The sequence below is a fragment of the Micromonospora sp. NPDC050980 genome, from assembly GCF_040653835.1.
GTDB lineage: Bacteria > Actinomycetota > Actinomycetes > Mycobacteriales > Micromonosporaceae > Micromonospora.
On sequence record NZ_JBFAGS010000003.1, the window covers coordinates 282,111 to 305,317 of the forward strand.

The following is a 23,207-nucleotide window of genomic DNA, read 5'->3' on the forward strand; positions in this document are numbered from 1 at the left end:
TCTGGTCTCAACTACCTCAGGTTTCTCCCAGGTAGCACCGAATAACCCCCGGTGATGGTGGCCCTCCGCGTCGGCAGCGCGGAGGGCCACCAGCCGTCGGCGTTCACCCGTCGACCGGCGGGACCGGCCGGTTCCCGGCCCCCCGCGGCCACGAGCGGTCCCGACCGGCCGGGTCGGCCAGGCGCCCGCTCGGCGGCGGCGAGATGGCCGCACGGGTCCGCGCGCCGGGCGACGAACCGACGGCGACCAGTTGCCGCTCCGGCCGGGACGTCGGGCCCGGCTGCCGTCCCAGCCCGCTCAGCGAGCTGATCCCGAGGCGCCCGGCCAGCACCGGCACCTGGTCCGGCTCGACCACGAAGACCACCTCGCGCGGCCGGTGCGGGCGCAGCAGCACCACCACGGCGAGCGCCACCAGCAGCATGCCACCGGCCAGCAGCGCCCACGCCGCGCCGGGGAGCCAGCCGGCCCGCGGTTCGCCGCGCAGCGTCACGTCGAGCCCGCCGACGCGGGCGGCGAAGCCGCCAGCCGGATCGGCGTGCCGGGCGGCGAAGAAGAGCCCGGCGCCCGCCAGCAGCGCCGGAGTCCCCACGGCCAAAAACAGCATGCCGGCGATCGCGCGCACGAAACGCATTCAGGTCGTCCCCCTCGGTAGCCAACTACCCGGCCGACCTTACCGACGCCGGGCGGCCGATCGCCGGATATCCGCGGCACCCGGCAGCGCGACGACCACCGGCCCGGCGGATCGTCCGCCGGGCCGGTGAGGTGGATGCGGTCAGGACTTCGCGGTGGGCTCCCGCCGGGTCCGCGCGAACGCCAGCCCGCCCAGCACCAGGCCGGCCAGGCCGGCGACCAGACCGGCCACCCCGAACGCCGTGCCGGCTCCCGAGTCGGCGTCGTCATCGTCGTCGTCGGCCACGGCGGCGGCCGGCGCGCTCGCACCCGGCGACGCCGACGCGGCGGCCAGCGTGAGCACCGGGGCCGGGTTCTCCGGCTCCTCCGCCCCCGGCGTGGGCTCCTCGATCCAGCGGGAGACGTTGCCGTCGGAGTAGGTCTGCAGCACCTTGAACACCATGGTGTCGACCTGCGGCAGCGGGCCCATCGACACCGGGAACTCCTGGAACTCGCCCGGCTTCACCCCGCCGTTCGGGGCCGCGGTGAAGGTGAGCTTGGAGACCGCCTCGGTGAGCTGGCTGCCGTGCACCTCGACCGGCGGGTCGACCTTGCGCTTCTCCACGGCCACCGTCCAGCCCGGCACCGGCATGGTGGAGACGGAGCCGACCGGGGCATCGTCCGGCAGGTTCACCTCGACCTTGACCGTGGACGCCGTGTCGCTCTCGTTCGGCACCCGCAGGGCGAACCGGCCGTAGCCGCCCTGCGTACCCTCCTTCGGGTTGATCGTGACGTGCGCCGAGGCCGGCCCGGCCAGGCCGAGCACGGTCGCGGCGACGGCCGCGAGACCCAGCGCGGCGGCGGTCGCGGGACGCCGGAGACGGATCATCAGATGGGACCTTCCGTTCACTTGATCGGCACGGTGGCGGTCACCGTGGCCTGGTCGATGTCGGACGTGCGGACGGTGAAGCGGAGCTGCCAGTCACCCCGGGCCGGCAGGTTGACCTCACCGGTGGCGTGGTTGTCGCTCAGCGGCAGCAGCGGCACCGTGATCGGTTCGATGCCGGCCGACGGCAGCGCGGCGGTGACCTTCCACTCCTGCACCGGCTGCGGCCGGTTGTCGGTCGTGTAGGCATAGAGGTGCAGCGAGTTGTTGCCGGTCTCGGCCGGGTCCAGCTCGACCTGCAACGAATAGATCGGGCTGTTCAGGGTGGTGGAGAAGTAGTCCGCGGCAGCGCCGGCCACGTCACCGGCGGCGGTACGCGCCGGGGTGGTCTGCACCAGGGTCGCCGACAGGCCCAGCACCACCGCGGTGATCGCCAGCTCGGCCACCACGGCCCGGCGCATCGCCCCCGGCCGCCCGGCGGCGACGCGCCGCCGCACCAGCGCCCGGGAGTACGCGGCCACGCCGATCACCAACGCGAACAACACGATCTTGGCGAGCAGCAGCCGCCCGTACGTGGTGTCGACGAGCGCCGCCGGGCTGGCCACCTCGATCAGACCCTGCACGGTGCCGGCGAGCAGCAGCGCGGCCACCGCCAGCGCGGCCCAGCGGGACCAGATGGGCAGGATCGCGTCCAACTCCCGCTCGTGCGCGCGGGGCAGCAGGAAGGCCGCCAGCATCACCAGACCGCCCAGCCAGACCGCCATGCCACCCAGGTGGACGGCGTCGACCACCACGGAGACCGCCGGTGCCGGCGACGCGGCCGGGTGCCCGGCGAGCGGCCAGGTGAACAGCGTCGCCCCGCCCAGGGCGGCCAGGATGACCCCGTCGGTGCGGCCGATCGGCCCGGCGAGCAGCGGGCGCAGCAGGAACACCGCCGCCGCGAGCAGGCCCAGCCGGACCAGGTGGGTCGTGCCGTAGGCGCTGCCCAGCACGTCACCGAGGCCGGTCCCGGTCACGTCGAACAGCCCGCCGCCGTTGGTGTAGGGCACCTGGATCCACAGCTCGGCGACGGTGGCGGCCACCAGCACGCCCAGCCCGGCCCAGACCAGCCGCCCCGGCCCCCGCCGGGACAGCCGGTGCGGCCAGAGCGCGGCCAGCACCAGGGCCGGGCCGACCAACAGCAGCAGCCCGACGTAGCCGGCGTACTTCGCCACCTTCACGGCGTTCTCCGTCACCGGGTTCGCCCGGTTGTCCGAGCCGGTGTCGGTCGGCGGCTCGGACGGCGCGCCCACCGAGTAGGTGAAGGCGCCGGACACCGGGTGGCTGTCCGCCGAGATCACCCGGTAGCTCACCAGGTAGGTGCCGCGCCCGCCGGACGGGTCGACCGAGATGGTGACCTCCGCGCCCTCGAACGTCGGCTCGCCCCGGTCGGCCCGGGAGCCGTCGGGGGCGATCACCCGCATCTTGCCGGGCACCTCGCGGACGCTTTCGCTGAAGGTGATCACCACTTGGGCGGGCGCCTCGGGCACCACCGCGGACGCGGCGGGGCTGCTGCTCACCAGCACCGCGTGGGCGCTGGCCGGGGTGGCCGGGGCGAGCAGCAGGGAGAGCAGCAGGAGCAGCAGCCCGGCGACGGTCCCGGAGCGGGCGACGAGGGCACCGGGCGGGCGGCGTACGGCAGCAGTCATGACCGTCATGGTTCCCGAACCGCGCCGCGCCCACGGAGCCGGCCTCCGGCGGGCCGGCGGGGGCGCCCGATCGGCGCGGCGGCGCGCGCCACCGGAACCTGGTCGGAGGTCATGGGGGTTTAGTCGGTGGGCGGGTGGAGAAAGTTCCCGGCGTGTCCCGGACCACGGAATGGGCCGAAGGACCCTGCCCCGCTCAGGTTCGCCGCGTAACCTCGTCTGACGTGATCCCCGCCCCGCGCGACACCGCCCCCCACCGCCACCGGGCGGGCCCCGAGGCTGCGCGGGAGGCGGCCACCGGCTGGGCGCTGGCCGCCCGGCACGGCGACCCGGAGGCCCAGGCCGCCTTCGTCCGGGCCACCCAGGCCGAGGTCTGGCGGTTCACCGCCGCCCTGGTCGGCCCGGACAGTGCGGACGATCTGGCGCAGGAGACCTACCTGCGGGCGTTGCGGGCGCTGCCCGGCTTCGAAGGGCGGTCCTCCGCCCGCACCTGGCTGCTCGGCATCGCCCGGCGCACCTGCGCCGACCACCTGCGCACCGTGGTGCGCCGCCGCCGGCTCGACGAGCGGCTCGCCGCCCAGGCGGCCACCGACCGGCCCCACCCCGACCCGGCCGGTCAACTCGGCGCCGCCGACCTGGTCCGGCGGCTGCCCGCCGAACGACGTACCGCCTTCGTGCTCACCCAACTGCTCGGCCTGTCCTACGCCGAGGCCGCCGACGTGGAAGGGGTGCCGGTGGGCACCATCCGCTCCCGGGTCGCCCGTGCCCGCGACGAACTCGTCGACGCCGTCGGCGACGAGTTGGCCGGATAGCGGGAACCATCCATGCCCCCCGGACGACGAATGACTGTGACCCCCTCCACCACCCGGACCGGACGCTGGCCGACGCTGCGCCCCTGGCTCGGCGTCGCGGCCCGCCTCGGACTCGCCGCCGTCTGGCTAATCGCCGGCGGCGCCAAGGTCGGCGACCTGGCCGCCTCCGGCCGGGCCGTCAACGCCTACCAGGTGATGCCGTACGACCTGGCCACGGTGATCGGGGCGGCGCTGCCGTTCGTGGAGCTGGCCCTGGGTCTGCTGCTGCTCGCCGGGCTGGCCACCCGGGTCGGCGCCGGCGTCTCCGCCGCGCTGCTGGTGGTCTTCGTCACCGGCATCGCCTCGGCCTGGGCGCGCGGCCTGGCCATCGACTGCGGGTGCTTCGGCAGCGGCGGTCAACTCGGCGCGGGCGAGACGCCGAGCTACCTCCCGGAGATCCTCCGGGACCTGGGATTCCTGGCGCTGGCCGGGTTCCTGCTGATCTGGCCCCGCACCCCGTTCTCGGTGGACGGCTGGTTGGCGGGCGACACCGTGGAGGACGAGGATGAGTAGTCGCAAGGGGCGCAAGGACGCTGCCCGGGTGGTGCGCGAGCAGATCGCCCGGGAGAAGCGGCGCAAGCGCGCCCTGTGGACCACGGTCGCCGCGGTGCTCGTGCTGGTCCTCGCCGGCGGCATCGGCTGGGCCGTCTACTCCTCGCAGAAGTCGGACGACTTCACCCCGCCGCCCGGCGCCAACGACGCCGGCACCGGCATCGTCGAAGGCAGCGGCCCGGTGACCATCGACCTCTACGAGGACTATCTCTGCCCGATCTGCAAGCAGTTCCAGCAGACCAACGGCGAGACGCTCAACCAGCTCGTCAGCGAGGGCAAGGCGAAGCTGGTCTTCCACCCGGTCGCGTTCCTCAACCGCTACTCCACCACGCAATACTCCACCCGCGCCTCGGCCGCCTCCGGCTGCGCCGCCGAGGGCGGCAAGTTCCGCGAGTTCACCGACCAGCTCTTCGCCCGGCAGCCGGCCGAGGGCAGCGCCGGCCTCAGCAACGACGAGCTGATCGACATCGGCGCGGGCGTCGGGCTGAACCGGGACGACTTCGCCTCCTGCGTGAACGCCGGCACCTACACGTCGTGGACCGAGCACGTGACGGAGGAGGCGAGCAAGTCCGGCGTGACCGGCACCCCGACCGTCAAGGTCAACGGCACCGAACTTGAGGACAAGAGCCCGGACGGGATCAAGGCAGCCGTGGCGGCGGCCGGGAAGTGATCCCCGCACCGCTGCGTCGGGCCGCGCTGGTGGCCGCCGCCGCGACCACCGCCCTGCTGGCGCTCGCCACGCCGGCCGCCGCGCACGGCGCGGACGCGCCCGACGGCACCGACTACCGGGCCACGGTCACCGGCGTCGGCCCGCCACGCCAGGGGCTGACCGCCCGGATGGTGGAGGCCGGCGGGCGGCTGGAGCTGACCAACCGCACCGGCGTCGACGTCACCGTCCTCGGCTACTCCGGCGAGCCGTACCTGCGGATCGGGTCCGGCGGCGTGTACGAGAACCGGCATTCCCCCGCCGCCTGGCTGAACCGCACGATCGCCGGCGAGACCCGGCTGCCGGCCGAGGCCGACCCGGCCGCCGCGCCGGCTTGGCGGCGGATCGCCGACGGGCCTACCTACCGCTGGCACGACCAGCGCACGCTCTGGCGCGGCGACGGCCCGCCCGCCGCCGTGGCCGCCGACCCGGACCGCGAGCAGCGGGTGCGCGACTGGGTGGTGCCGCTGCGCGTCGGCGACACCCCGACCGAGGTACGCGGCACGCTGGACTGGGTGCCGCCGCCCGACCCGTACCCGTGGTGGGTCGCCGCCACCCTCGGCGCGCTGGTGATCGGCGCGGCCGGGCTGGTGCCGGGCGGGACGGCCGCGGGAGTGCGGGCGCTGCGCGCGGTGGGCGCCCTGCTCGCCGCAGGCGGGGCGGCCGGCGTGGCGCTCACCGTCGGCCGGGCCCTCGACACCGGAGCCCCGGGCGCCGGCGGGTTGCTCGGCGAGCTGGTCACCGGTCAGGTGTGGACGCTGCTGACCGCCCTGGGCGCGCTCGCCGCCGGCGGCTACGCGCTGGCCCGCCGCCCCGCCGCCGACTTCACGCTGGCCCTCGCCGGCGCCTGCCTCGCCCTGTTCGCCGGGGTGTCCGACGTCGCCGCGCTGTCCCGCTCGGTCCCGCCGGTGGCCGGCCCCGCCGGGTTGGTGCGCGTGCTGGTCGCCGTGGTGCTGGCCACCGGCGCCGGCGCGGTCGCCGCCGGCCTGCTCCGCCTGCGCACCGCCGCCCGCACCGCCCGCCCATTGCCCGCTGCGCCGGGGACGGCGGGCGGGGTGGGTCAGCGTTGGTGAAGGGGTGGGGCGAAGCCGTAGGGGAGTTCGAGGCGGTGTCGCGCCAGCACGTCGGCGTCGGCCAGCAGTTCCGGGGTGGGGGCGTCGGCGACGATCCGGCCGCCGTCCAGGATCACCGCGCGGGGGCACAGCTCGGCCGCGTACGGCAGGTCGTGGGTGACCATGAGCAGGGTCACCGGCAGGGCGCGCAGGATCTCCGCCAGCTCGCGGCGGGCCGCCGGGTCCAGGTTCGACGACGGCTCGTCCAGCACCAGGATCTCCGGGCGCATCGCCAGCACCGTAGCCACCGCCACCCGGCGTCGCTGCCCGAACGACAGGTGGTGCGGCGCGCGGTCCCGGTGCTCGGCCATGCCCACCGCGGTCAGCGCCTCGTCGACCCGGGCGGCCAACTCCGCCCCGCGCAGGCCCAGGTTGGCCGGGCCGAACGCGACGTCCTCCGCCACCGTGGGCAGGAAGAGCTGGTCGTCCGGGTCCTGAAAGACGATGCCGACGCGGCGGCGCACCTCGGCCAGCGTGTCCCGGTCGCGGGTGACCGCCAGGCCACCCACCTCGACCGTTCCCTCGGTCGGGGTGAGGATGCCGTTGAGGTGCAGCACCAGCGTGGTCTTGCCGGCGCCGTTCGGCCCCAGCAGCGCCACCCGGTCCCCGCGCGGCACGGTCAGGTCCACCCCGTGCAGGGCGACGTGCCCGTCCGGGTAGGCGAACCGGACGCCACGGACGTCGAGCGAGGGCGGCTGCTGCACGTAACCGATCATTGCAGGACGAGCGCGGCGGCGGCGATGGAGGCCGCGATCACCGGCACCGACGCGGCGACCGCCCACTGCCCGGCGGTGGCCGCGCCGGCCCCCTGCCACACCGCCGGCATCCGGCCGGTGTAGCCGCGGGAGACCATCGCCAGGTAGACCCGCTCGCCGCGCTCGAACGCGCGCAGGAACAGCGCGCCGACGCCGGCCGCGAAGCCGCGCAACTGCCAGAGGAAGCGCGGGTCGTCGCCCCGGGACACCCGGGCCACCCGCATCCGCCGGGCCTCGCCGACCAGCACCTCCAGGTAACGCAGCATGAACGTGGCGATCTGGGTGAGGATCTGCGGGCACCGCAGCCGGTCCAGGCCGACGATCAGGTCGCGCGTCGTCGTGGTCGCCGCCAGCAGAAGCGACGCGAGTACGCCGAGCGTGCCCTTGGCCAGGATGTTGAACGCCCCGTGCAGCCCGTCGACGGAGAGACTCAGCCCGGCCACGTCGACCCGTTCCCCCGTGCCGAGGAACGGCAGCGCGAACGCGAACAGCACGAACGGCAGCTCGATCAGCGCCCGGGCGAGCAGCCAGCGCGGGCCCACCCGGGCCAGTGCCGCCACCACGGCGACCAGCAGCGCGTAGCCGCCGAACGCCCAGAACGCCGCCCGCGGCGTGGCGACCACCGCCACGGTGAACAGCACCATGGCGGTGATCTTCACCTCCGGCGGGAGGCGGTGCACCGGCGAGTCGGTCTCGCGGTGGAGCACGTGCCCGTGCCCGGCTCCCATCGTCGTCTCCCCCCGGGCTCAGCGGTCGCCGGTGGACGTCGACCCGCTCGCCCCGGCCGCCGGTCCGGTCGCGGCGGCGTCCAGCGCGCCGGTCCTGCCGGCACCCGCCGGGCCGGGCTCGCTCCCACCCGTGGGGCCGGTGGCGGCACCGGCCGGGCCGGTCCCGGCGGCGCCCGCCGGGTCGCGGCGGCGGGTCAGCCAGAACAGGCCGCCGCCTACCGCGAACGTGAGCAGCACGCCGAGCACCCCGGACAGGCCGGTGGAGAGGAAGTCGTTGCCGATGCCCCGGACGCCGTAGTCGGCAAGCGGGCTGTCCGCCAACTCGTGGTCCCTGGCCTGCTGGGCCGGGCAGCTGCCGCCGGTGATCTCGTCGTCGGCGTTCACCGTGCAGCCCTTGAGCAGCGACGAGTCCAACCCGTCCGGGTGCGACGACGCGTAGTTGCTGACCACGCCGGCCAGCACCAGGGCGACCAGCAGGCCGCCGAGCAGGAACGGCCAGGAACGCTTGCTCATCGGGCACCTCCGGCGACCGGGACGGCGGGGATCGGCGCGGCCGGCTTCCGGGCGCGCAGCGCGTAGACCAGGTCGGGGCGGACCTTGGCGACCGTGACCACAGTGGTCGCGGTGATCAGACCCTCGCCGATGCCGATCAGCAGGTGGGCGAAGGCCATGGTGCCGGCCAGCCCGCCGAGGTTGCCGCCGAGGTCGGTGGTGCCGCCCAGCCAGTATTCGAGGACGAAGCCCTGGGACGCGACCACGACGCTGACCAGCGCGGCGACGAACGCGGTGACCGCCAGCCCGGCCGGGGTGCGGGGCAGCACCCGCAGCAGCAGCGCGATCAGCAGGTAGGCGGCGGCGGTGCCGATGATCGCCATGTTGGTGATGTTCAGGCCGAGCATGGCCACGCCGCCGTCACCGAAGACCAGGGCCTGCACGACGAGCACCACGGCCACGCAGAGCGCACCCACCCAGGGCCCCACCAGCAGCGCGGCGAGCGCGCCGCCGAGCAGGTGTCCGCTGACGCCGGCGGTGAAGATCGGGAAGTTGAGCATCTGCACGGCGAAGATGAACGCGGCCACCAGGCCGGCCATCGGCGCCAGCCGGTCGTCGAGGTCGGCCCGGCCGCGCAGCACGCAGAACGTGAGCGCGGCGAGCGCGAGGGCCGCGAAGATCGCGGCGACGGGACCGTCGATGATCCCGTTGGAAATGTGCATCGCCAGGGTTTCCACACCGGGAGCCTATTTCCAGGACGGCCTTGTTGCCAATCCCTTGCAACAAGGCATGGCGTCGATCACCGCCGGGCCGCGCGTCGTCGCCGGCCACCACCGGCGGCGCGGCGGTATCGTCACCGCCATGACCGACCGCCTGAACCCCGGCGACCCCGCCCCCGACTTCACCCTCCCGACCGACGACGGCGGCACGCTGGCCCTGGCCGACCTGCGTGGCCGCAAGGTCATCCTGTATGCCTACCCGGCCGCCATGACACCCGGCTGCACGAAGCAGGCGTGCGACTTCCGCGACTCGCTCGCCTCGCTCCAGGCCGCCGGCTACCAGGTGGTCGGCATCTCCCCGGACAAGCCCGCCAAGCTGGCCAAGTTCCGCGACCGGGACGCGATCACCTTCCCGCTGGTCGCCGACGAGGACAAGGCGGTGCTGAGCGCGTACGGCGCGTACGGCGAGAAGCAGATGTACGGCCGGACCGTCACCGGCGTGATCCGCTCGACGTTCGTCATCGACCCCGACGGGAAGATCGAGCGGGCGTTCTACAACGTGAAGGCCACCGGGCACGTCGCCAAGCTGCGCCGCGACCTCGGGCTGGACTGAGCCTGTCGGAGGCCGCCGTTACGGTCGGCTCGTGGTTCGTTACAAATACTCGCCCGAGCGGCTGGCGGCAGCGGCGGCGCGGGCGCGCAGCGTGACCGAGGTCATGCGGCTGCTCGGGGTCCGGGTCAGCGGCGGGTCGCACGCGCACATCAGCCGGCAGCTCAAACGCCTCGGCATCGACACCTCGCACTTCACCGGGCAGGCGCACAACAAAGGGCAGCCGAGCCCGCGACGCACCACCTCGTCCCAACTGCTCCTGCGACTTCCAGCCGGCTCACGGCGCACTCCCGGCACCCGGCTGAGGCGGGCGCTGGCTGACATCGGCGTGCCGGTGGAATGCGAGGAGTGCCGCTGCGGTCCGCTCTGGCTCGGCCGGCCGCTGACCCTGCACGTCGATCACATCAACGGCGACTTCCTCGACAACCGGCCGCCCAACCTGCGGATCCTCTGCCCGAACTGCCACAGCCAGACCGACACGTTCGCGGGCCGCAACAGGGGCGACGGCCACACCGGCGCCCTGACGGACCAGACCGCGCACGCTCCCGGCCCGACGCCTTAGACTCAGCGGGCCGGCGGGAGTGGCGGAACGGCAGACGCGCGGGCCTTAGGAGCCCGTGTCCGAGAGGACGTGGGGGTTCGAAACCCCTCTCCCGCACCATTTGCGGCGGTGTCTCGATTCGCCACCGGCGTGACGTCTACCGTTCGTAGGCAGCCGCCGCGGCGGAAGCTGCCGGCGTCAACCGCAGGCGGTGGGTGCGGCGGACGGGGTGATCGGGGCGGCGGCCTCAAGGAGGGTCGGGGTCTCCGCCGGGAGGGCGCGCGACGGCGACGGGCTGGCGCTCGGGCGTGGGCGCGCCGACGGCGAGCGGGACGGCTTCGCCGGGCGGGCGGTGGTCGCCGGGCCGGCGCCGTACATCCGGGTCGTGCTCCGTTGCACCTGGCCAGGGAGCATCCGGATGCCGGTCGCGGTCGCGCGGTGGCCGTACACGTCGGTGACCCGGATCTGGTACGGACCGGGGCCGGCGCCCGAGGCGATCAGCCAGTAGTTGTAGTCCGCCCGCTCCGCCACCCGCCACGCGCCATCTTGCCGCACCTCCACCGCGCGCAGCGGGTTGCCGTGGTCACCGACCAGGACCGCGAACCACCACCGCGACGCGCCCTCCTTGAGGCGGAACGTGAGCGGGCCGGGCAGCGGCGGGTCCACCACCGCCCGGTAGCTGACCTTCACCACCCCCCGCACCGGGTCGGCGATCCGCGCGAACGCCTCGGCGGAGAGGTCGAGGTGGCCGGGCGCGCACTCCGGGCACTGGTCCAGCACGAGCACCCGGACGGTGCCGCGCGGGCCGGTGACGTCGAGGAATCCGCCGCAGGACGCGCCGGCGGCGTACTCGCTCGGGCCGAGCGCCACGTAGAGCCGGTTCGCGGGAGCGGCGGGCCGGGAGCAGTTGCCGCCGGCGCCCTTCGAGTCGTAGAAGGTGGCCTTGCCGGTGTGGGTGGCGCCGCCGGCCGGCGGGGCGGCGCAGGCGGGGGCGGCGCCGCCGCGTACCGCGAGGGTCACGGCGACCACGACGGCGAGGCCGGCCAGGCCGGCGGCGGCGAGCCGGCGGCGGGTCCGGGGCGGGGTCCGACGGTGCCCGGCCGGGGCGGGCGGACGCCCGTCGCCGGTGGTGGTCGGTGGGTGGGGCGCGCTGCCGTCGGTCACGCCGGTCGATGCTGCCGGACCGGCGGGCCGCCGGACAAGCCGGCTAAGCGAAAGCTAAGGACGGCGGGCGCGCACGATCGACGCGAGCCCGGCCAGCTCAGCGCCGAGTTCCGGGCGGTGCCGAAGCGCGTCCTCCAGGCGGGCCCGCCAGAGGCCGGTCTCGACCGGCAGCCGGGCGTCACCGATCCGGCGGACGCGGTCGCGGCTCTCGGCGAGGGCCGCCTCGGTGGCGGGACCGAGCAGGTTGGCCAGTTCCTCGCGGAGCCAGCCGAACACCTGCTCGTCGTGGAACGCGCCGCCGATCATCCGGGCCGTGTCCCACGCCACCCGCGGCTGGTGCATCACCTGCATCTCGACTCCTCCGTCGACTGGATACCGTGCCCATCATCGATCCGGTGGCGTGCGCCCGGCAAGGGCCGGACGCAGCCGTCCTGGTCGGGTACGCCGGCTTCACGGCGTCGTCGGCGCACTCCGGTCGCCGAGGTCGGTGAGCGCCTCGGTCAGGTCGGCGTGCCAGTGCGCCGGCGGCGGCAGCTTCGCGGCGGCCCACCGGCCGTGGGCCAGCACGCTGTAGCGGGGGCGAGGGGCCGGGCGCGGGAACCGGTCGCTCGTGGTCGGGCGGACCCGGTCGGGATCCAGGCCGCGCAGCGTGAACACCGCGCGGGCGAGGCCGTACCAGGTCGTCTCGCCGGATGCGGTGCCGTGGTAGACGCCCGGCGCGGCCTCCCCGGCCAGCGCCGCGTCGGCCAGCGCGACGAGCCGTCCGGCGAGCCGGCGCGACCAGGTGGGCTGGCCACGCTGGTCGTCCACCACGTCGATCCGGTCGCGTTCGCCGGCCAGTCGCAGCACGGTGGTGACGAAGTTGCGCCCGTGCGCGCCGTAGAGCCAGGCGCTCCGCACCACGTAGCCGCTCTCCGGCAGCAGCCGCGCGACGGCCCGCTCCCCGGCGAGCTTGCCGCGGCCGTACGCGTTCACCGGCCCGGTCGGCGCGTCCTCCGGGTAGGGCTCGGCGGCGTCGCCGGAGAACACGTAGTCGGTGGAGACGTGCACCAGCCGGGCGCCGGTCGCCGCGCAGGCCCGGGCCAGGTGCGCGACGGCCGCGCCGTTGACCGCGGTGGCGTCGCGCTCCCGGTTCTCCGCCGCGTCCACGTCGGTCCACCCGGCGGCGTTGAGCACCACGTCGTGCCCGGCGACCGCGTCCCGCACCGCCTGTGCGTCGGTGACGTCGAGGTCGGCGCGGCGGGCGGCGGTGACGGACCCGGCCGGCCGGTCGCGCAGCACCGCCAGCAGGTCCCGGCCGAGCATTCCGCCGGCGCCGGTGACCAGCAGTCGGGTCATCGGCGCACCGCCTTCAGCGGCTTCCACCAGGCACGGTTCTCCCGATACCAGCGCACGGTCGCGGCGAGGCCGCGGTCGAGGTCGATGCTCGGCGCGTACCCCAGCCCGGTTTCGATCTTGGCGATGTCCAGTGAGTAGCGGCGGTCGTGGCCCTTGCGGTCGGTGACCGGCACGACCCGGTCCCAGCCGGCGCCGCACGCCGCGAGCAGCCGCCCGGTGAGGTCGGCGTTTGTCAACTCGGTGCCGCCGCCGATGTGGTAGACCTCGCCGGCGTGCCCCTTCTCCTGCACCAGCGCGACGCCCCGGCAGTGGTCGTGCACGTGCAGCCAGTCCCGCACGTTGCCGCCGTCGCCGTAGAGCGGGACGGTGCCGCCGTCGAGCAGGTTGGTGACGAAGAGCGGGACGAGCTTCTCCGGGAACTGGTACGGCCCGTAGTTGTTGGCGCAGCGGGTCACCACCACGTCCAGGCCATGGGTGCGGTGGTAGGCCAACGCCAGCAGGTCCGACCCGGCCTTCGACGCCGAGTACGGGGAGTTGGGCGCCAGCGGCGAGTTCTCCGTCCAGGAGCCGGACTCGATCGAGCCGTACACCTCGTCGGTGGAGACGTGCACGAACCGGCCGGTGCGGTGGCGCAGCGCGGCGTCGAGCAGCGTCTGGGTGCCCAGCACGTTCGTGGTGACGAACGGCGCCGCGCCGGTGATGGAACGGTCCACGTGCGACTCGGCGGCGAAGTGGACGATCACGTCGTGGCCGGGCACCACCTCGTCGACGAGCGCCGGGTCGCAGATGTCGCCGTGGACGAAGCGCAGCCGCCGGTCGTGCCGCACCGGGTCGAGATTGGCCGGGTTGCCGGAGTAGGTGAGCTTGTCCAGCACGGTGACCACGTCCGGGGCGGTCGGCGGCGCCCAGGCCGCCTCGCCGCCGGGGCGGCCGAGCAGCATCCGCACGTACTCCGACCCGATGAAGCCGGCCCCGCCGGTGACGAGGATCCTCACGGTGGTGAATCTACGCGACGGTAGTCTCCGCGGGTGCGTGGAATCCTTCTCGCCGGCGGGACCGGGACCCGGCTCTGGCCGATCACCCGGGCGGTGTCCAAGCAGCTCATGCCGGTGTTCGACAAGCCGATGGTCTACTACCCGCTCTCCACGCTGGTGATGGCCGGGGTACGCGAGATCCTGGTGGTCACCACGCCGGACGACCGCCCGCAGTTCGAGCGGCTGCTCGGTGACGGGAGCCAGTGGGGGTTGCGGCTGGCCTACGCCGAGCAGCCCCGCCCGGAGGGCATCGCGCAGGCGTTCCTGCTCGGTGCGGACTTCATCGGCGACGAGTCGGTGGCGTTGATCCTGGGCGACAACATCTTCCACGGCGTCGCGCTCGCCCAGCATGGTGACCCGGCCGGCGCCCGGGTGTTCGCGTACCCGGTGGCCAACCCCGGCGACTACGGCGTGGTCGAGTTCGACGCGGCCGGCCGGGTGCTGTCGATCGAGGAGAAGCCGGCCCGGCCCCGGTCCCGGTACGTCGTGCCCGGCCTCTACTTCTATGACAACCGGGTGGTGGGGATCGCCCGCAAGCTCACCCCGAGCGCCCGGGGCGAGCTGGAGATCACCGCGGTCAACGAGACCTACCGCGGATGGGGCGAGCTGTCCGTGACCGTGCTCGACCGGGGCACCGCGTGGCTGGACACCGGCACGTTCACCTCGATGATGCAGGCCGCCGAGTTCGTCCGGGTGATCGAGGAACGTCAGGGCCTGAAGATCGGCTGCATCGAGGAGGTGGTCTGGCGGTCCGGGCTGATCGACGACGACCGGCTGCGCGCCCTGGCGCACCCGCTGGCCCGCAGCGGCTACGGCGGCTACCTGCTGGGCCTGCTGGCGGAGCGGCCGGTGAGCGGGCCGTGAGGATCCGGCCGCTGGGCATCGAGGGGGCCTGGGAGGTCACCCCGCAGCAGCACGGCGACCCCCGTGGGCTGTTCGTCGAGTGGTACCGGTTCGACCGGCTCGCCGAGGCGGTCGGGCACCCGTTGCGGCTGGCGCAGGGCAACCTGTCGATCTCCGCGCGCGGCGTGGTCCGCGGCGTCCACTTCGCCGACGTGCCGCCCGGCCAGGCGAAGTACGTGACCTGCGTGCGGGGGGCCGTGCTGGACGTGGTGGTGGACGTGCGGGTCGGCTCGCCGACATTCGGCAGGTGGGAGGCGGTACGCCTGGACGACACCGACCGGCGGGCCGTCTACCTGGCCGAGGGGTTGGGGCACGCGGTCTGCGCCCTGACCGACGACGCGACGCTCAGCTATCTCTGCTCCGCGACGTACCGCCCGGCGGCCGAGCACACCGTGCACCCGCTGGACCGGGACCTCGGCATCGACTGGCCGGTGGGGAGGCCGCTGCTGTCCGCCCGGGACGCGGCGGCGCCGAGCCTGGCGGCGGCCCGCGCGGCGGGGCTGCTGCCCGACCATGCCATCTGCCGGTCCTACGTCGATGGCCTGCGTTCGCCCGGGCTCCGCCCTCCGGCCGGCTAGCGCGCCACCGGCGGGCGCTTGCGCGATGAAATTTTCTATGCATAGAGTCTCGATATGAATGAAGGCAGCGCGGCGGGAGCGGATCGCCTGCTCGACCTGCTGCACGGCGTGCGGCTCACCCCCACCCAGCGCCGGATCGCCCACTGCCTGATGCGACACAGCGGCGCGGTCGCCTATCTGTCCGCCGCGGAGGTGGCCGAGTTGGCCGGCGTCAGCCAGCCCTCGGTGACCCGGTTCGCCATGGCGCTCGGCCACGACGGCTACCCCGCGCTGCGCCGCCGGCTGCGGGAGCTGACCGTCACCGCGGGCACCGACCCGACCGACGCCGGGAACGCCCTGCAACGGGCCGTACGCACCGAGATGGCCAACCTGGACCGGCTCGCCGGGCAGCTCGCCGACGCCGACCGGATCGCCGAGGCCGGCCGGCTGCTCGCGGCCAGCCGTCCGCTGCCGGTGCTCGGGCTGCGCGCCGCCGCGCCGCTGGCCGCCTACTTCGCGTACTTCGCCGCGAAGGTGCACCCCGACGTGCGCGTCCTCGACCACGGTGGCAGCCTGCTCACCGACCGGGTCGACCAGGCCGTCGCGGCCGGCGCCACCGCGCTGCTCGCGTTCGTGCTGCCCCGCTATCCCCGGGAGACGCTGGACGCGCTGCGCGAGGCCCGCGACGCCGGGCTGACCGTCGTGGCGATCACCGACTCCCCGGTCAGCCCGGCCGTCGACCACGCCGAGGTGGTGCTGCCCGCCGCCGTCGGCACCGATCTGGTCTTCGACCTGCACACCGCCCCGATGACGCTGGCCATGGTGGTGCTCCAGGCGATCTGCGACGCCGCCCCGGCCGAGACCCAGACCCGGCTCGAGGCGTTCGAGTCGTCCGCCGCCCGCCGCCAGTTGTTCCTCGGCTGAGAGGAGTACGACATGCACCAGCCCGTCCGCGCCGCCCGCGGCACCGTACGCACCGCGAAGGGGTGGCCGCAGGAGGCCGCGCTGCGGATGCTGATGAACAACCTCGACCCGGAGGTGGCCGAGCGCCCCGACGACCTGGTGGTATACGGCGGCACCGGGAAGGCGGCCCGCGACTGGCCGTCCTACCACGCGCTGGTGCGCACGCTGACCGAGCTGCGCGACGACGAGACCATGCTGGTGCAGTCCGGCCGGCCGGTCGGCGTGATGCGCACCCACGAGTGGGCGCCCCGGGTGCTGCTGGCCAACTCCAACCTCGTCGGCGACTGGGCCACCTGGCCGGAGTTCCGCCGGCTCGAATCGCTGGGCCTGACCATGTACGGGCAGATGACCGCCGGCTCGTGGATCTACATCGGCACCCAGGGCATCCTCCAGGGCACCTACGAGACGTTCGCCGCGGTCGCCGAAAAGCTCGCCGGCGCCCACGGCGACGGGCAGCAATCCAGCGGTGGCACGCTGGCCGGCACCCTCACCCTCACCGCCGGGTGCGGCGGGATGGGCGGGGCGCAGCCCCTGGCCGTCACCATGAACGGCGGCGTCTGCCTGGTCGTGGACGTGGACCGCACCCGGCTGGAGAGGCGGGCACACGACCGTTACCTGGACGAGATCGCCGACTCGCTCGACGACGCGGTCGAGCGGGCGCTCGGCGCGAAGCGGGACCGCCGGGCGCTGAGCGTCGGCGTGGTCGGCAACGCCGCCACCGTCTTCCCCGAGCTGCTGCGCCGGGGCGTCGAGATCGACATCGTGACCGACCAGACCAGCGCGCACGACCCGCTGTCGTACCTGCCGGAGGGGGTGGACCTCGCCGACGCGCGGGACTACGCGGCGGCGAAGCCGGCCGAGTTCACCGACCGGGCCCGGGCGTCGATGGCGAAGCACGTCGAGGCGATGGTCGGCTTCCTCGACGCGGGCGCGGAGGTCTTCGACTACGGCAACTCGATCCGGGGCGAGGCGAAGCTCGGCGGATACGAGCGGGCGTTCGACTTCCCCGGCTTCGTGCCGGCGTACATCCGGCCGCTGTTCTGCGCGGGCAAGGGGCCGTTCCGCTGGGCGGCGCTCTCCGGCGACCCGAAGGACATCGCCGCCACCGACCGGGCGATCCTCGACCTGTTCGGCGAGAACGACTCCCTGGCCCGGTGGATGCGGATGGCCGGCGAGCGGGTCGCGTTCCAGGGCCTGCCGGCACGGATCTGCTGGCTCGGCTACGGCGAACGGGACAAGGCGGGGGTGCGGTTCAACGAGATGGTCGCCTCGGGTGAGCTGAGCGCGCCGGTGGTGATCGGCCGCGACCACCTGGACTGCGGCAGCGTGGCCAGCCCCTACCGGGAGACCGAGGCGATGGCCGACGGCTCCGACGCGATCGCCGACTGGCCGCTGCTCAACGCGCTGGTCAACACCGCCAGCGGGGCCTCCTGGGTGTCGATTCACCACGGCGGCGGCGTGGGCATCGGCCGGTCCATCCACGCCGGTCAGGTCTGCGTCGCCGACGGCACCGCGCTGGCCGGGCAGAAGATCGAGCGGGTGCTGACCAACGACCCGGCGATGGGCGTGATCCGGCACGTGGACGCCGGCTACGACGACGCCCGTGCGGTCGCGCAGCGCACCGGCGTCCGCGTCCCGATGACCGAAGCTTAAGGAGGGGCCCCTTGTTAACGCATTCGGTAGAGGAAGGGCCCCTTGTTAACAGGTTCCGCGCCCTGTGGGACGAGATCGCGCCGGTCGGGCGCGACGAGGGCAGCGGCGGCTACCTGCGGTACGCGCTCACCGAGCCGGAGCTGCGGCTGCGGGAGTGGTTCCGGGAGCAGGCCGACGCCCGCGGCATGCCGGTGAGCCAGGACGGCAACGGCAACCTGTTCGCCTGGTGGGGCGACCCGGCGGCCGGCGACGCGGTGCTCACCGGCAGCCACTTCGACTCGGTGCCGCACGGTGGCGCGTACGACGGGCCGCTCGGCATCGTCAGCGCGTGGCTCGCCGTGGACGAGCTGCGGGCCGCCGGCGTCACCCCGGACCGGCCGATCGTGGTGGCCGCGTTCGTGGAGGAGGAGGGCGCGCGGTTCGGCGTACCCTGCCTGGGGTCGAGGCTGCTCACCGGCGAGATCGACGTCGACCGCGCGGCCGGGCTGCGCGACCGGGCCGGGACGACCTTCGCCGACGCGCTGGCCGAGCGGCCGGCGGGGGCCGACCCGGCGCTGCTCGGCCGCTTCGCGGCCTTCGTGGAGCTGCACGTCGAGCAGGGCCGCGCGCTCGTCGACGCGGGCGCGCCGGTCGCGGTGGCGTCCGCGATCTGGCCGCACGGCCGCTGGCGGTTCGACGTCACCGGCGAGGGCAACCACGCCGGTACGACCCGGATGGCCGACCGCCGCGACCCGATGCTCACCTTCGCGTTCGCGGTGCTGGCGGCGAACAAGGAGGCCCGGCTGCGCGACGCGCACGCCACAGTGGGCCGGGTGTCGGTCGAACCCAACGCCACAAACGCGATCCCGTCCCGGGTCACCGGCTGGCTGGACGCGCGGGCGGCCGAGACGGACACGCTGTACGGTCTGGTCGAGGCGGTACGCGCCAAGGTCACCGAGCGGGCCGGCCGGGACGGCACCGCGCTGACCTGCACGCAGGAGTCGGCGACCCCGCCTGTCGCGTTCGACGGTGGGCTGGCCGGTCGGCTGGCCACGCTGCTCGACGCGCCGGTGCTGCCGACCGGCGCCGGGCACGACGCCGGGGTGCTGGCGGCGCACCTGCCCACCGCGATGCTGTTCGTGCGCAACCCGACCGGGGTGTCGCACTCCCCCGCCGAGTCCGCCACCGACGCCGACTGCGCGGCCGGGGTGGCCGCCCTGGCCCGGGTCCTGGAGGAGCTGGCATGCAGGTGACCCGCTGGCTGGCCGAGTACGCCTGGCTGCCCGAGCACGCCGAACCGACGCCGGACGTGCTGATCGAGGCGACGGACGGGCGGCTCACCGCGGTCACGCCGCTGACCGGCGGCGGGCCCCCGGCCGCCGGGGTGGCGGTGGACGCCACCCGGCTGCCCGGGCTGACCCTGCCCGGCCTGGCCAATGCCCACTCGCACGCGTTCCACCGGGCGTTGCGCGGGCGCACCCACGCCGGCCGCGGTGACTTCTGGTCCTGGCGGGACCTGATGTACGCGGTCGCCGCCCGCCTCGACCCCGACTCCTACCTGGCGCTGGCCCGGGCCGCGTACGCGGAGATGGCGCTCGCCGGGATCACCTGCGTGGGCGAGTTCCACTACCTGCACCACGGTCCCGGCGGCACCGGCTACGACGACCCGAACGCGATGTCCGCCGCGCTGGTCGAGGCCGCCGCGCACGCCGGGATCCGGCTCACCCTGCTGGACGCCGCCTACCTGACCGCCGGCGTGGACGGCGCAGAGCTGACCGGCCCGCAGCGCCGGTTCGGCGACGGCGACGCGCTGCGCTGGGCGGAACGGGTGGACGCGTTCCGCCCGGCCGACGGGCACGTCCGGCGCGGCGCGGCCGTGCACTCGGTGCGCGCGGTGCCGGCCGGGCAGCTCGCCACCGTGGCCGGCTGGGCCGACCGGCACGGGCTGCCGCTGCACGTGCACCTCTCCGAGCAGCCGGCCGAGAACGACGCCTGCCGGGCCGTGCACGGCCGCACCCCGGCCCGGTTGCTGGCCGAGCACGGCGTGCTGGGCCGGCACACCACCGCCGTGCACGCCACCCACCCGACCGCCGCCGACGTGGCGCTGCTCGGCGACAGCGGCACCGGGGTCTGCCTCTGCCCCACCACCGAGCGGGACCTGGCCGACGGGATCGGCCCGGCCCGCCGGATCGCCGAGGCGGGCAGCCCGCTCAGCCTGGGCAGCGACAGCCACGCCGTGGTGGACCTGTTCGAGGAGGCCCGCGCGGTGGAGCTGGACGAGCGGCTGCGCACCCGCAGTCGGGGTCACTTCACCGCCGCCGAGCTGCTCGCCGCCGCCACCGTCACCGGGCACGCGGCGCTCGGCTGGGGCGACGCCGGCCGGCTCGCCGCCGGCGACCGGGCCGACCTGGTGACGGTACGGCTGGACAGCGCCCGCACCGCCGGGGTGCCGCCGGCCGGCGTGTTCTTCGCCGCCACCGCGGCCGACGTGACGCACGTGGTGGTCGACGGGCGGCCCGTCGTCGCCGACGGCCGGCACCTCACCGTGGACGTCCCGACGGAGCTGCGGGACTCGATCGCGGCGGTCGCCCCATGATCGGCAGCCTGCTGGTGGACCGGATCGGCGAGCTGGTCACCAACGACGGCCGGAACGGCGACCCGCTGGGCGTCCGCCGGGACGCGGCCCTGTTGATCGAGGACGGCGAGGTGGCCTGGGTCGGGCCGGCCCGCTACGCGCCCGCCGCCGACCGGCGGATCGACGCCGCCGGCGCGGCCGTGCTGCCCGGCTTCGTGGACAGCCACGCCCATCTGGTCTTCGCCGGCGACCGGGCCGCCGAATTCGCCGCCCGGATGGCCGGCGAGCCCTACACCGGCGGCGGCATCCGCACCACCGTGGGCGCCACCCGGGCCGCCTCCGACGGTGAGCTGCGCGCCGCCGTGGGCCGGCTGCGCGCGGAGATGCTGCGGCAGGGCACCACCACGGTCGAGATCAAGAGCGGGTACGGGCTGACCGTCGCCGACGAGGCCCGCTCCCTGCGGATCGCCGCCGAGTTCACCGACGACACCACGTTCCTCGGCGCGCACGTGGTGCCCGCCGAGTACGCCGACCGTCCCGACGACTACGTGGGCCTGGTCTGCGGGCCGATGCTGGCCACCGCCGCGCCGTACGCCCGCTGGATCGACGTGTTCTGCGAACGCGGGGCGTTCGACGCCGACCACGCCCGGGCGATCCTCGCCTGCGGGCAGGCCGCCGGTCTGGGGGTGCGGCTGCACGCCAACCAGCTCGGCCCCGGGCCGGGCGTCCAACTCGGGGTGGAACTCGACGCGGCAAGCGTGGACCACTGCACCCACCTGTCCGACGCCGACGTCGACGCGCTCGCCGGCTCGGCGACGGTCGCCACGCTGCTGCCCGGGGCGGAGTTCTCCACCCGGTCGCCCTACCCGGACGCCCGCCGGCTGCTCGACGCCGGCGTCACCGTGGCGCTGGCGACCGACTGCAACCCCGGCTCGTCGTACACCTCGTCGATGCCGTTCTGCGTCGCGCTCGCCGTACGCGAGATGCGGATGACCCCGGCGGAGGCGGTGTGGGCCGCGACCGCCGGCGGGGCGGCGGCGCTGCGCCGCACCGACGTCGGCCGGCTGACCCCCGGGGCCCGGGCCGACCTGGTCGTGCTCGACGCCCCGACCCACCTGCACCTGGCCTACCGGCCGGGGGTGCCACTGATCCGCCAGGTTCTGCACAACGGAGTGCCACGATGACCACCGTCACCATCCTGCCCACCGGGGTCACCCCGGCCGACGTGCTCGCGGTCGCCCGCGGCACCGCCACGGTCCGGCTCGACCCCGCCGCCGTCGAGGCCATGGCGACCAGCCGATCCATCGTGGACGGCATCGAGGCCGCCGGCCGCCCGGTGTACGGCGTCTCGACCGGGTTCGGGGCGCTCGCCACCACAACCGTCGCGCCCGAACGACGGGCCGAGTTGCAGCACGCGCTGATCCGCTCGCACGCGGCCGGGGTGGGCGCGCCGATGCCCCGGGAGGTGGTGCGGGCCATGATGCTGCTGCGGGTACGCTCGCTCGCGCTCGGCCGCTCCGGCGTCCGCCCGCTCGTCGCCGAGGCCCTGGTCGACCTGCTCAACCACGAGATCACCCCGTGGGTGCCGGAGCACGGCTCGCTCGGCGCGTCGGGCGACCTGGCGCCGCTGGCGCACTGCGCGCTGGCGCTGCTCGGCGAGGGCTGGGTCCTCGGCCCGGCCGGGGAACGGCTCGACGCCGCCGAGGCGCTGCGCCGGGCCGGGCTGACGCCGATCGAGCTGGCCGCCAAGGAGGGGCTGGCGCTGATCAACGGCACCGACGGCATGCTCGGCATGCTGCTGCTGGCCGTGGCGGACGCCCGGCACCTGTTCGCCATGGCCGACGTCACCGCCGCGCTCGCCATCGAGGCCATGCTCGGCTCGGAACGGCCGTTCCGGCCCGAGTTGCACGCCATCCGCCCGCACCCCGGCCAGGCCGCCTCGGCCGCGAACATCCACCGGCTGTTGCAGGGCTCGGCGGTGATGGACTCGCACCGCGACGACCTGGCACACGCGGTGCAGGACGCGTACTCGATGCGCTGCGCGCCGCAGGTGGCCGGCGCGGCCCGGGACACGCTCGACTTCGTCGAGGTGGTGGCCGGCCGGGAGCTGCGGTCCGTGGTGGACAACCCGGTGGTGCTGCCGGACGGGCGGGTCGAGTCGACGGGCAACTTCCACGGCGCGCCGCTCGGCTTCGCCGCCGACTACCTGGCCATCGCCGCCGCCGAGGTGGGCGCGATCGCCGAACGCCGGGTGGACCGGCTGCTCGACGTGGCCCGCAACCGGGACCTGCCCGCGTTCCTCTCCCCCGACGCCGGAGTGAACTCCGGGCTGATGATCGCCCAGTACACGGCGGCCGGCATCGTCGCGGAGAACCGCCGGCTGGCCGCGCCCGCCTCGGTCGACTCGCTGCCCACCAGCGGCATGCAGGAGGACCACGTCTCGATGGGCTGGGCGGCCACCAAGAAGCTGCGCACCGTGCTGGACAACCTGACCAGCCTGCTCGCGGTGGAGCTGCTCGCCGCGGTACGGGGGCTGCAACTGCGCGCGCCGCTGGAGCCGTCCCCCGCCGGCCGGGCGGCGCTGGCCGCGCTCGGCGACACGATCGGCGCCCCCGGCCCCGACGTCTTCCTCGCCCCGCTGATGGAGGCGGCCCGCGAGGTGATCCGCACCCCGTCCCTGCGCACCGCCATCGAACACACCACCGGCCCCCTCACCTGAACCCCCACCCGCCTGATTCACGGAAAGAGTGGCTGTCCGGCGTCGGACAGCCACTCTTTCCGTGAATCAGCAGCGG

At 74.9% G+C, this 23,207-nt stretch carries 25 protein-coding genes and 1 tRNA gene; 15 read left to right on the top strand and 11 right to left on the bottom strand.

What is annotated here, in order from left to right:
* Window positions 1–103 precede the first annotated feature (103 nt).
* The 3 genes from AB0H28_RS07750 to AB0H28_RS07760 form a co-directional block, all read right to left on the bottom strand.
* Entirely contained in the window at window positions 104–631 is a 528-nt protein-coding gene (locus tag AB0H28_RS07750; protein ID WP_358035701.1) for a hypothetical protein, read from the bottom strand.
* A 141-nt stretch (window positions 632–772) separates the two neighbouring features.
* Window positions 773–1,498 (bottom strand): YcnI family protein, encoded by a 726-nt coding sequence (locus tag AB0H28_RS07755; RefSeq protein WP_358035703.1) that lies wholly within the window; start codon window positions 1,496–1,498, stop codon window positions 773–775.
* Window positions 1,499–1,515: 17 nt separating this feature from the next.
* Window positions 1,516–3,192 carry a copper resistance protein CopC gene (locus AB0H28_RS07760; RefSeq protein WP_358035705.1) on the bottom strand — a complete coding sequence of 559 codons (1,677 nt, stop codon included), beginning with the start codon at window positions 3,190–3,192 and terminating at the stop codon, window positions 1,516–1,518.
* A gap of 212 nt (window positions 3,193–3,404) precedes the next feature.
* Here AB0H28_RS07760 and AB0H28_RS07765 point away from each other — a divergent pair, with 212 nt between their 5' ends.
* From AB0H28_RS07765 to AB0H28_RS07780, 4 genes are read left to right on the top strand one after another with little or no spacing between them, the layout of a single operon-like run.
* Window positions 3,405–3,992 carry a sigma-70 family RNA polymerase sigma factor gene (locus AB0H28_RS07765; RefSeq protein WP_358035707.1) on the top strand — a complete coding sequence of 196 codons (588 nt, stop codon included), beginning with the start codon at window positions 3,405–3,407 and terminating at the stop codon, window positions 3,990–3,992.
* 30 nt (window positions 3,993–4,022) lie between these two features.
* Complete coding sequence (locus AB0H28_RS07770) at window positions 4,023–4,544, top strand: MauE/DoxX family redox-associated membrane protein (protein ID WP_358035709.1); 522 nt, start codon at window positions 4,023–4,025, stop codon at window positions 4,542–4,544.
* Window positions 4,537–5,253 carry a thioredoxin domain-containing protein gene (locus AB0H28_RS07775; RefSeq protein ID WP_358035711.1) on the top strand — a complete coding sequence of 239 codons (717 nt, stop codon included), beginning with the start codon at window positions 4,537–4,539 and terminating at the stop codon, window positions 5,251–5,253. Before AB0H28_RS07770 ends, AB0H28_RS07775 begins: the two co-directional genes overlap by 8 nt.
* Window positions 5,250–6,362, top strand: coding sequence for a hypothetical protein (locus AB0H28_RS07780; protein WP_358035713.1), 1,113 nt, complete (start codon window positions 5,250–5,252; stop codon window positions 6,360–6,362). Before AB0H28_RS07775 ends, AB0H28_RS07780 begins: the two co-directional genes overlap by 4 nt.
* On the opposite strand, the gene AB0H28_RS07785 is transcribed toward AB0H28_RS07780, so the two are convergent.
* From AB0H28_RS07785 to AB0H28_RS07800, 4 genes are read right to left on the bottom strand one after another with little or no spacing between them, the layout of a single operon-like run.
* Complete coding sequence (locus AB0H28_RS07785; protein ID WP_358035715.1) at window positions 6,350–7,117, bottom strand: ABC transporter ATP-binding protein; 768 nt, start codon at window positions 7,115–7,117, stop codon at window positions 6,350–6,352. The two genes, AB0H28_RS07780 and AB0H28_RS07785, sit on opposite strands and share 13 nt — an antisense overlap.
* The gene (cbiQ, locus tag AB0H28_RS07790) at window positions 7,114–7,884 is read right to left on the bottom strand and encodes a cobalt ECF transporter T component CbiQ (RefSeq protein ID WP_358035717.1); all 771 of its coding nucleotides are present in this window, start codon (window positions 7,882–7,884) and stop codon (window positions 7,114–7,116) included. The genes AB0H28_RS07785 and cbiQ overlap by 4 nt, the downstream gene beginning before the upstream one ends.
* Before the next feature lie 18 nt (window positions 7,885–7,902).
* Window positions 7,903–8,397: a PDGLE domain-containing protein gene (locus tag AB0H28_RS07795; RefSeq protein WP_358035719.1), complete on the bottom strand. Its 495-nt coding sequence runs from the start codon at window positions 8,395–8,397 to the stop codon at window positions 7,903–7,905.
* Window positions 8,394–9,113, bottom strand: a complete 720-nt coding sequence (locus tag AB0H28_RS07800) for an energy-coupling factor ABC transporter permease (RefSeq protein ID WP_358035721.1) — start codon at window positions 9,111–9,113, stop codon at window positions 8,394–8,396. The genes AB0H28_RS07795 and AB0H28_RS07800 overlap by 4 nt, the downstream gene beginning before the upstream one ends.
* Before the next feature lie 124 nt (window positions 9,114–9,237).
* Between AB0H28_RS07800 and bcp the strand changes: the two genes are divergently transcribed.
* From bcp to AB0H28_RS07815, 3 genes are all read left to right on the top strand, one after another.
* Complete coding sequence (gene bcp / locus AB0H28_RS07805) at window positions 9,238–9,708, top strand: thioredoxin-dependent thiol peroxidase (protein ID WP_358035723.1); 471 nt, start codon at window positions 9,238–9,240, stop codon at window positions 9,706–9,708.
* A 31-nt stretch (window positions 9,709–9,739) separates the two neighbouring features.
* The gene (locus tag AB0H28_RS07810; protein ID WP_358035725.1) at window positions 9,740–10,267 is read left to right on the top strand and encodes an HNH endonuclease signature motif containing protein; all 528 of its coding nucleotides are present in this window, start codon (window positions 9,740–9,742) and stop codon (window positions 10,265–10,267) included.
* A gap of 13 nt (window positions 10,268–10,280) precedes the next feature.
* Window positions 10,281–10,366: transfer RNA gene (locus tag AB0H28_RS07815), tRNA-Leu, on the top strand.
* 78 nt (window positions 10,367–10,444) lie between these two features.
* Here the strand turns inward: AB0H28_RS07815 and AB0H28_RS07820 are convergent.
* From AB0H28_RS07820 to rfbB, 4 genes are all read right to left on the bottom strand, one after another.
* Window positions 10,445–11,410, bottom strand: a complete 966-nt coding sequence (locus tag AB0H28_RS07820; protein ID WP_358035727.1) for an expansin EXLX1 family cellulose-binding protein — start codon at window positions 11,408–11,410, stop codon at window positions 10,445–10,447.
* 54 nt (window positions 11,411–11,464) lie between these two features.
* Window positions 11,465–11,761 (bottom strand): hypothetical protein, encoded by a 297-nt coding sequence (locus tag AB0H28_RS07825; RefSeq protein ID WP_358035729.1) that lies wholly within the window; start codon window positions 11,759–11,761, stop codon window positions 11,465–11,467.
* Window positions 11,762–11,860: 99 nt separating this feature from the next.
* Entirely contained in the window at window positions 11,861–12,748 is an 888-nt protein-coding gene (gene rfbD, locus AB0H28_RS07830) for a dTDP-4-dehydrorhamnose reductase (RefSeq protein ID WP_358035731.1), read from the bottom strand.
* Window positions 12,745–13,743: a dTDP-glucose 4,6-dehydratase gene (gene rfbB, locus AB0H28_RS07835; RefSeq protein WP_358035733.1), complete on the bottom strand. Its 999-nt coding sequence runs from the start codon at window positions 13,741–13,743 to the stop codon at window positions 12,745–12,747. Before rfbB ends, rfbD begins: the two co-directional genes overlap by 4 nt.
* A gap of 33 nt (window positions 13,744–13,776) precedes the next feature.
* On the opposite strand from rfbB, the gene rfbA reads away from it, so the two are divergent.
* The 8 genes from rfbA to hutH are packed head-to-tail and all read left to right on the top strand — an operon-like array spanning window position 13,777 to window position 23,131.
* Window positions 13,777–14,646 carry a glucose-1-phosphate thymidylyltransferase RfbA gene (gene rfbA, locus AB0H28_RS07840; protein ID WP_358035735.1) on the top strand — a complete coding sequence of 290 codons (870 nt, stop codon included), beginning with the start codon at window positions 13,777–13,779 and terminating at the stop codon, window positions 14,644–14,646.
* The gene (locus AB0H28_RS07845; RefSeq protein WP_358035737.1) at window positions 14,643–15,263 is read left to right on the top strand and encodes a dTDP-4-dehydrorhamnose 3,5-epimerase family protein; all 621 of its coding nucleotides are present in this window, start codon (window positions 14,643–14,645) and stop codon (window positions 15,261–15,263) included. Before rfbA ends, AB0H28_RS07845 begins: the two co-directional genes overlap by 4 nt.
* A 54-nt stretch (window positions 15,264–15,317) precedes the next feature.
* Window positions 15,318–16,166, top strand: a complete 849-nt coding sequence (locus tag AB0H28_RS07850) for a MurR/RpiR family transcriptional regulator (protein WP_358035739.1) — start codon at window positions 15,318–15,320, stop codon at window positions 16,164–16,166.
* Between the two features lie 12 nt (window positions 16,167–16,178).
* A complete protein-coding gene (gene hutU, locus AB0H28_RS07855; protein ID WP_358035741.1) occupies window positions 16,179–17,858 on the top strand; it encodes a urocanate hydratase in 1,680 nt (559 codons plus the stop codon).
* An 11-nt stretch (window positions 17,859–17,869) separates the two neighbouring features.
* Window positions 17,870–19,090 carry an allantoate amidohydrolase gene (locus AB0H28_RS07860; protein WP_358035743.1) on the top strand — a complete coding sequence of 407 codons (1,221 nt, stop codon included), beginning with the start codon at window positions 17,870–17,872 and terminating at the stop codon, window positions 19,088–19,090.
* Complete coding sequence (locus AB0H28_RS07865; protein WP_358035962.1) at window positions 19,087–20,433, top strand: formimidoylglutamate deiminase; 1,347 nt, start codon at window positions 19,087–19,089, stop codon at window positions 20,431–20,433. Before AB0H28_RS07860 ends, AB0H28_RS07865 begins: the two co-directional genes overlap by 4 nt.
* Window positions 20,433–21,596 carry an imidazolonepropionase gene (gene hutI, locus AB0H28_RS07870; RefSeq protein ID WP_358035964.1) on the top strand — a complete coding sequence of 388 codons (1,164 nt, stop codon included), beginning with the start codon at window positions 20,433–20,435 and terminating at the stop codon, window positions 21,594–21,596. Before AB0H28_RS07865 ends, hutI begins: the two co-directional genes overlap by 1 nt.
* Window positions 21,593–23,131 (top strand): histidine ammonia-lyase, encoded by a 1,539-nt coding sequence (gene hutH / locus AB0H28_RS07875; RefSeq protein ID WP_358035745.1) that lies wholly within the window; start codon window positions 21,593–21,595, stop codon window positions 23,129–23,131. Before hutI ends, hutH begins: the two co-directional genes overlap by 4 nt.
* The last annotated feature ends 76 nt before the right edge of the window (window positions 23,132–23,207 follow it).

Bases quoted from the DNA above. Each gene is read 5' to 3' on its own strand.
- hutH (WP_358035745.1), top strand. From the start codon at position 21,593: ATGACCACCGTCACCATCCTGCCCACCGGGGTCACCCCGGCCGACGTG.
- AB0H28_RS07850 (WP_358035739.1), top strand. From the start codon at position 15,318: ATGAATGAAGGCAGCGCGGCGGGAGCGGATCGCCTGCTCGACCTGCTG.
- AB0H28_RS07755 (WP_358035703.1), bottom strand. From the start codon at position 1,498: ATGATCCGTCTCCGGCGTCCCGCGACCGCCGCCGCGCTGGGTCTCGCG.
- hutU (WP_358035741.1), top strand. From the start codon at position 16,179: ATGCACCAGCCCGTCCGCGCCGCCCGCGGCACCGTACGCACCGCGAAG.
- AB0H28_RS07775 (WP_358035711.1), top strand. From the start codon at position 4,537: ATGAGTAGTCGCAAGGGGCGCAAGGACGCTGCCCGGGTGGTGCGCGAG.
- cbiQ (WP_358035717.1), bottom strand. From the start codon at position 7,884: ATGGGAGCCGGGCACGGGCACGTGCTCCACCGCGAGACCGACTCGCCG.
- AB0H28_RS07760 (WP_358035705.1), bottom strand. From the start codon at position 3,192: ATGACGGTCATGACTGCTGCCGTACGCCGCCCGCCCGGTGCCCTCGTC.
- AB0H28_RS07785 (WP_358035715.1), bottom strand. From the start codon at position 7,117: ATGATCGGTTACGTGCAGCAGCCGCCCTCGCTCGACGTCCGTGGCGTC.
- AB0H28_RS07770 (WP_358035709.1), top strand. From the start codon at position 4,023: ATGACTGTGACCCCCTCCACCACCCGGACCGGACGCTGGCCGACGCTG.
- AB0H28_RS07825 (WP_358035729.1), bottom strand. From the start codon at position 11,761: ATGCAGGTGATGCACCAGCCGCGGGTGGCGTGGGACACGGCCCGGATG.
- AB0H28_RS07750 (WP_358035701.1), bottom strand. From the start codon at position 631: ATGCGTTTCGTGCGCGCGATCGCCGGCATGCTGTTTTTGGCCGTGGGG.
- bcp (WP_358035723.1), top strand. From the start codon at position 9,238: ATGACCGACCGCCTGAACCCCGGCGACCCCGCCCCCGACTTCACCCTC.
- rfbD (WP_358035731.1), bottom strand. From the start codon at position 12,748: ATGACCCGACTGCTGGTCACCGGCGCCGGCGGAATGCTCGGCCGGGAC.
- AB0H28_RS07795 (WP_358035719.1), bottom strand. From the start codon at position 8,397: ATGAGCAAGCGTTCCTGGCCGTTCCTGCTCGGCGGCCTGCTGGTCGCC.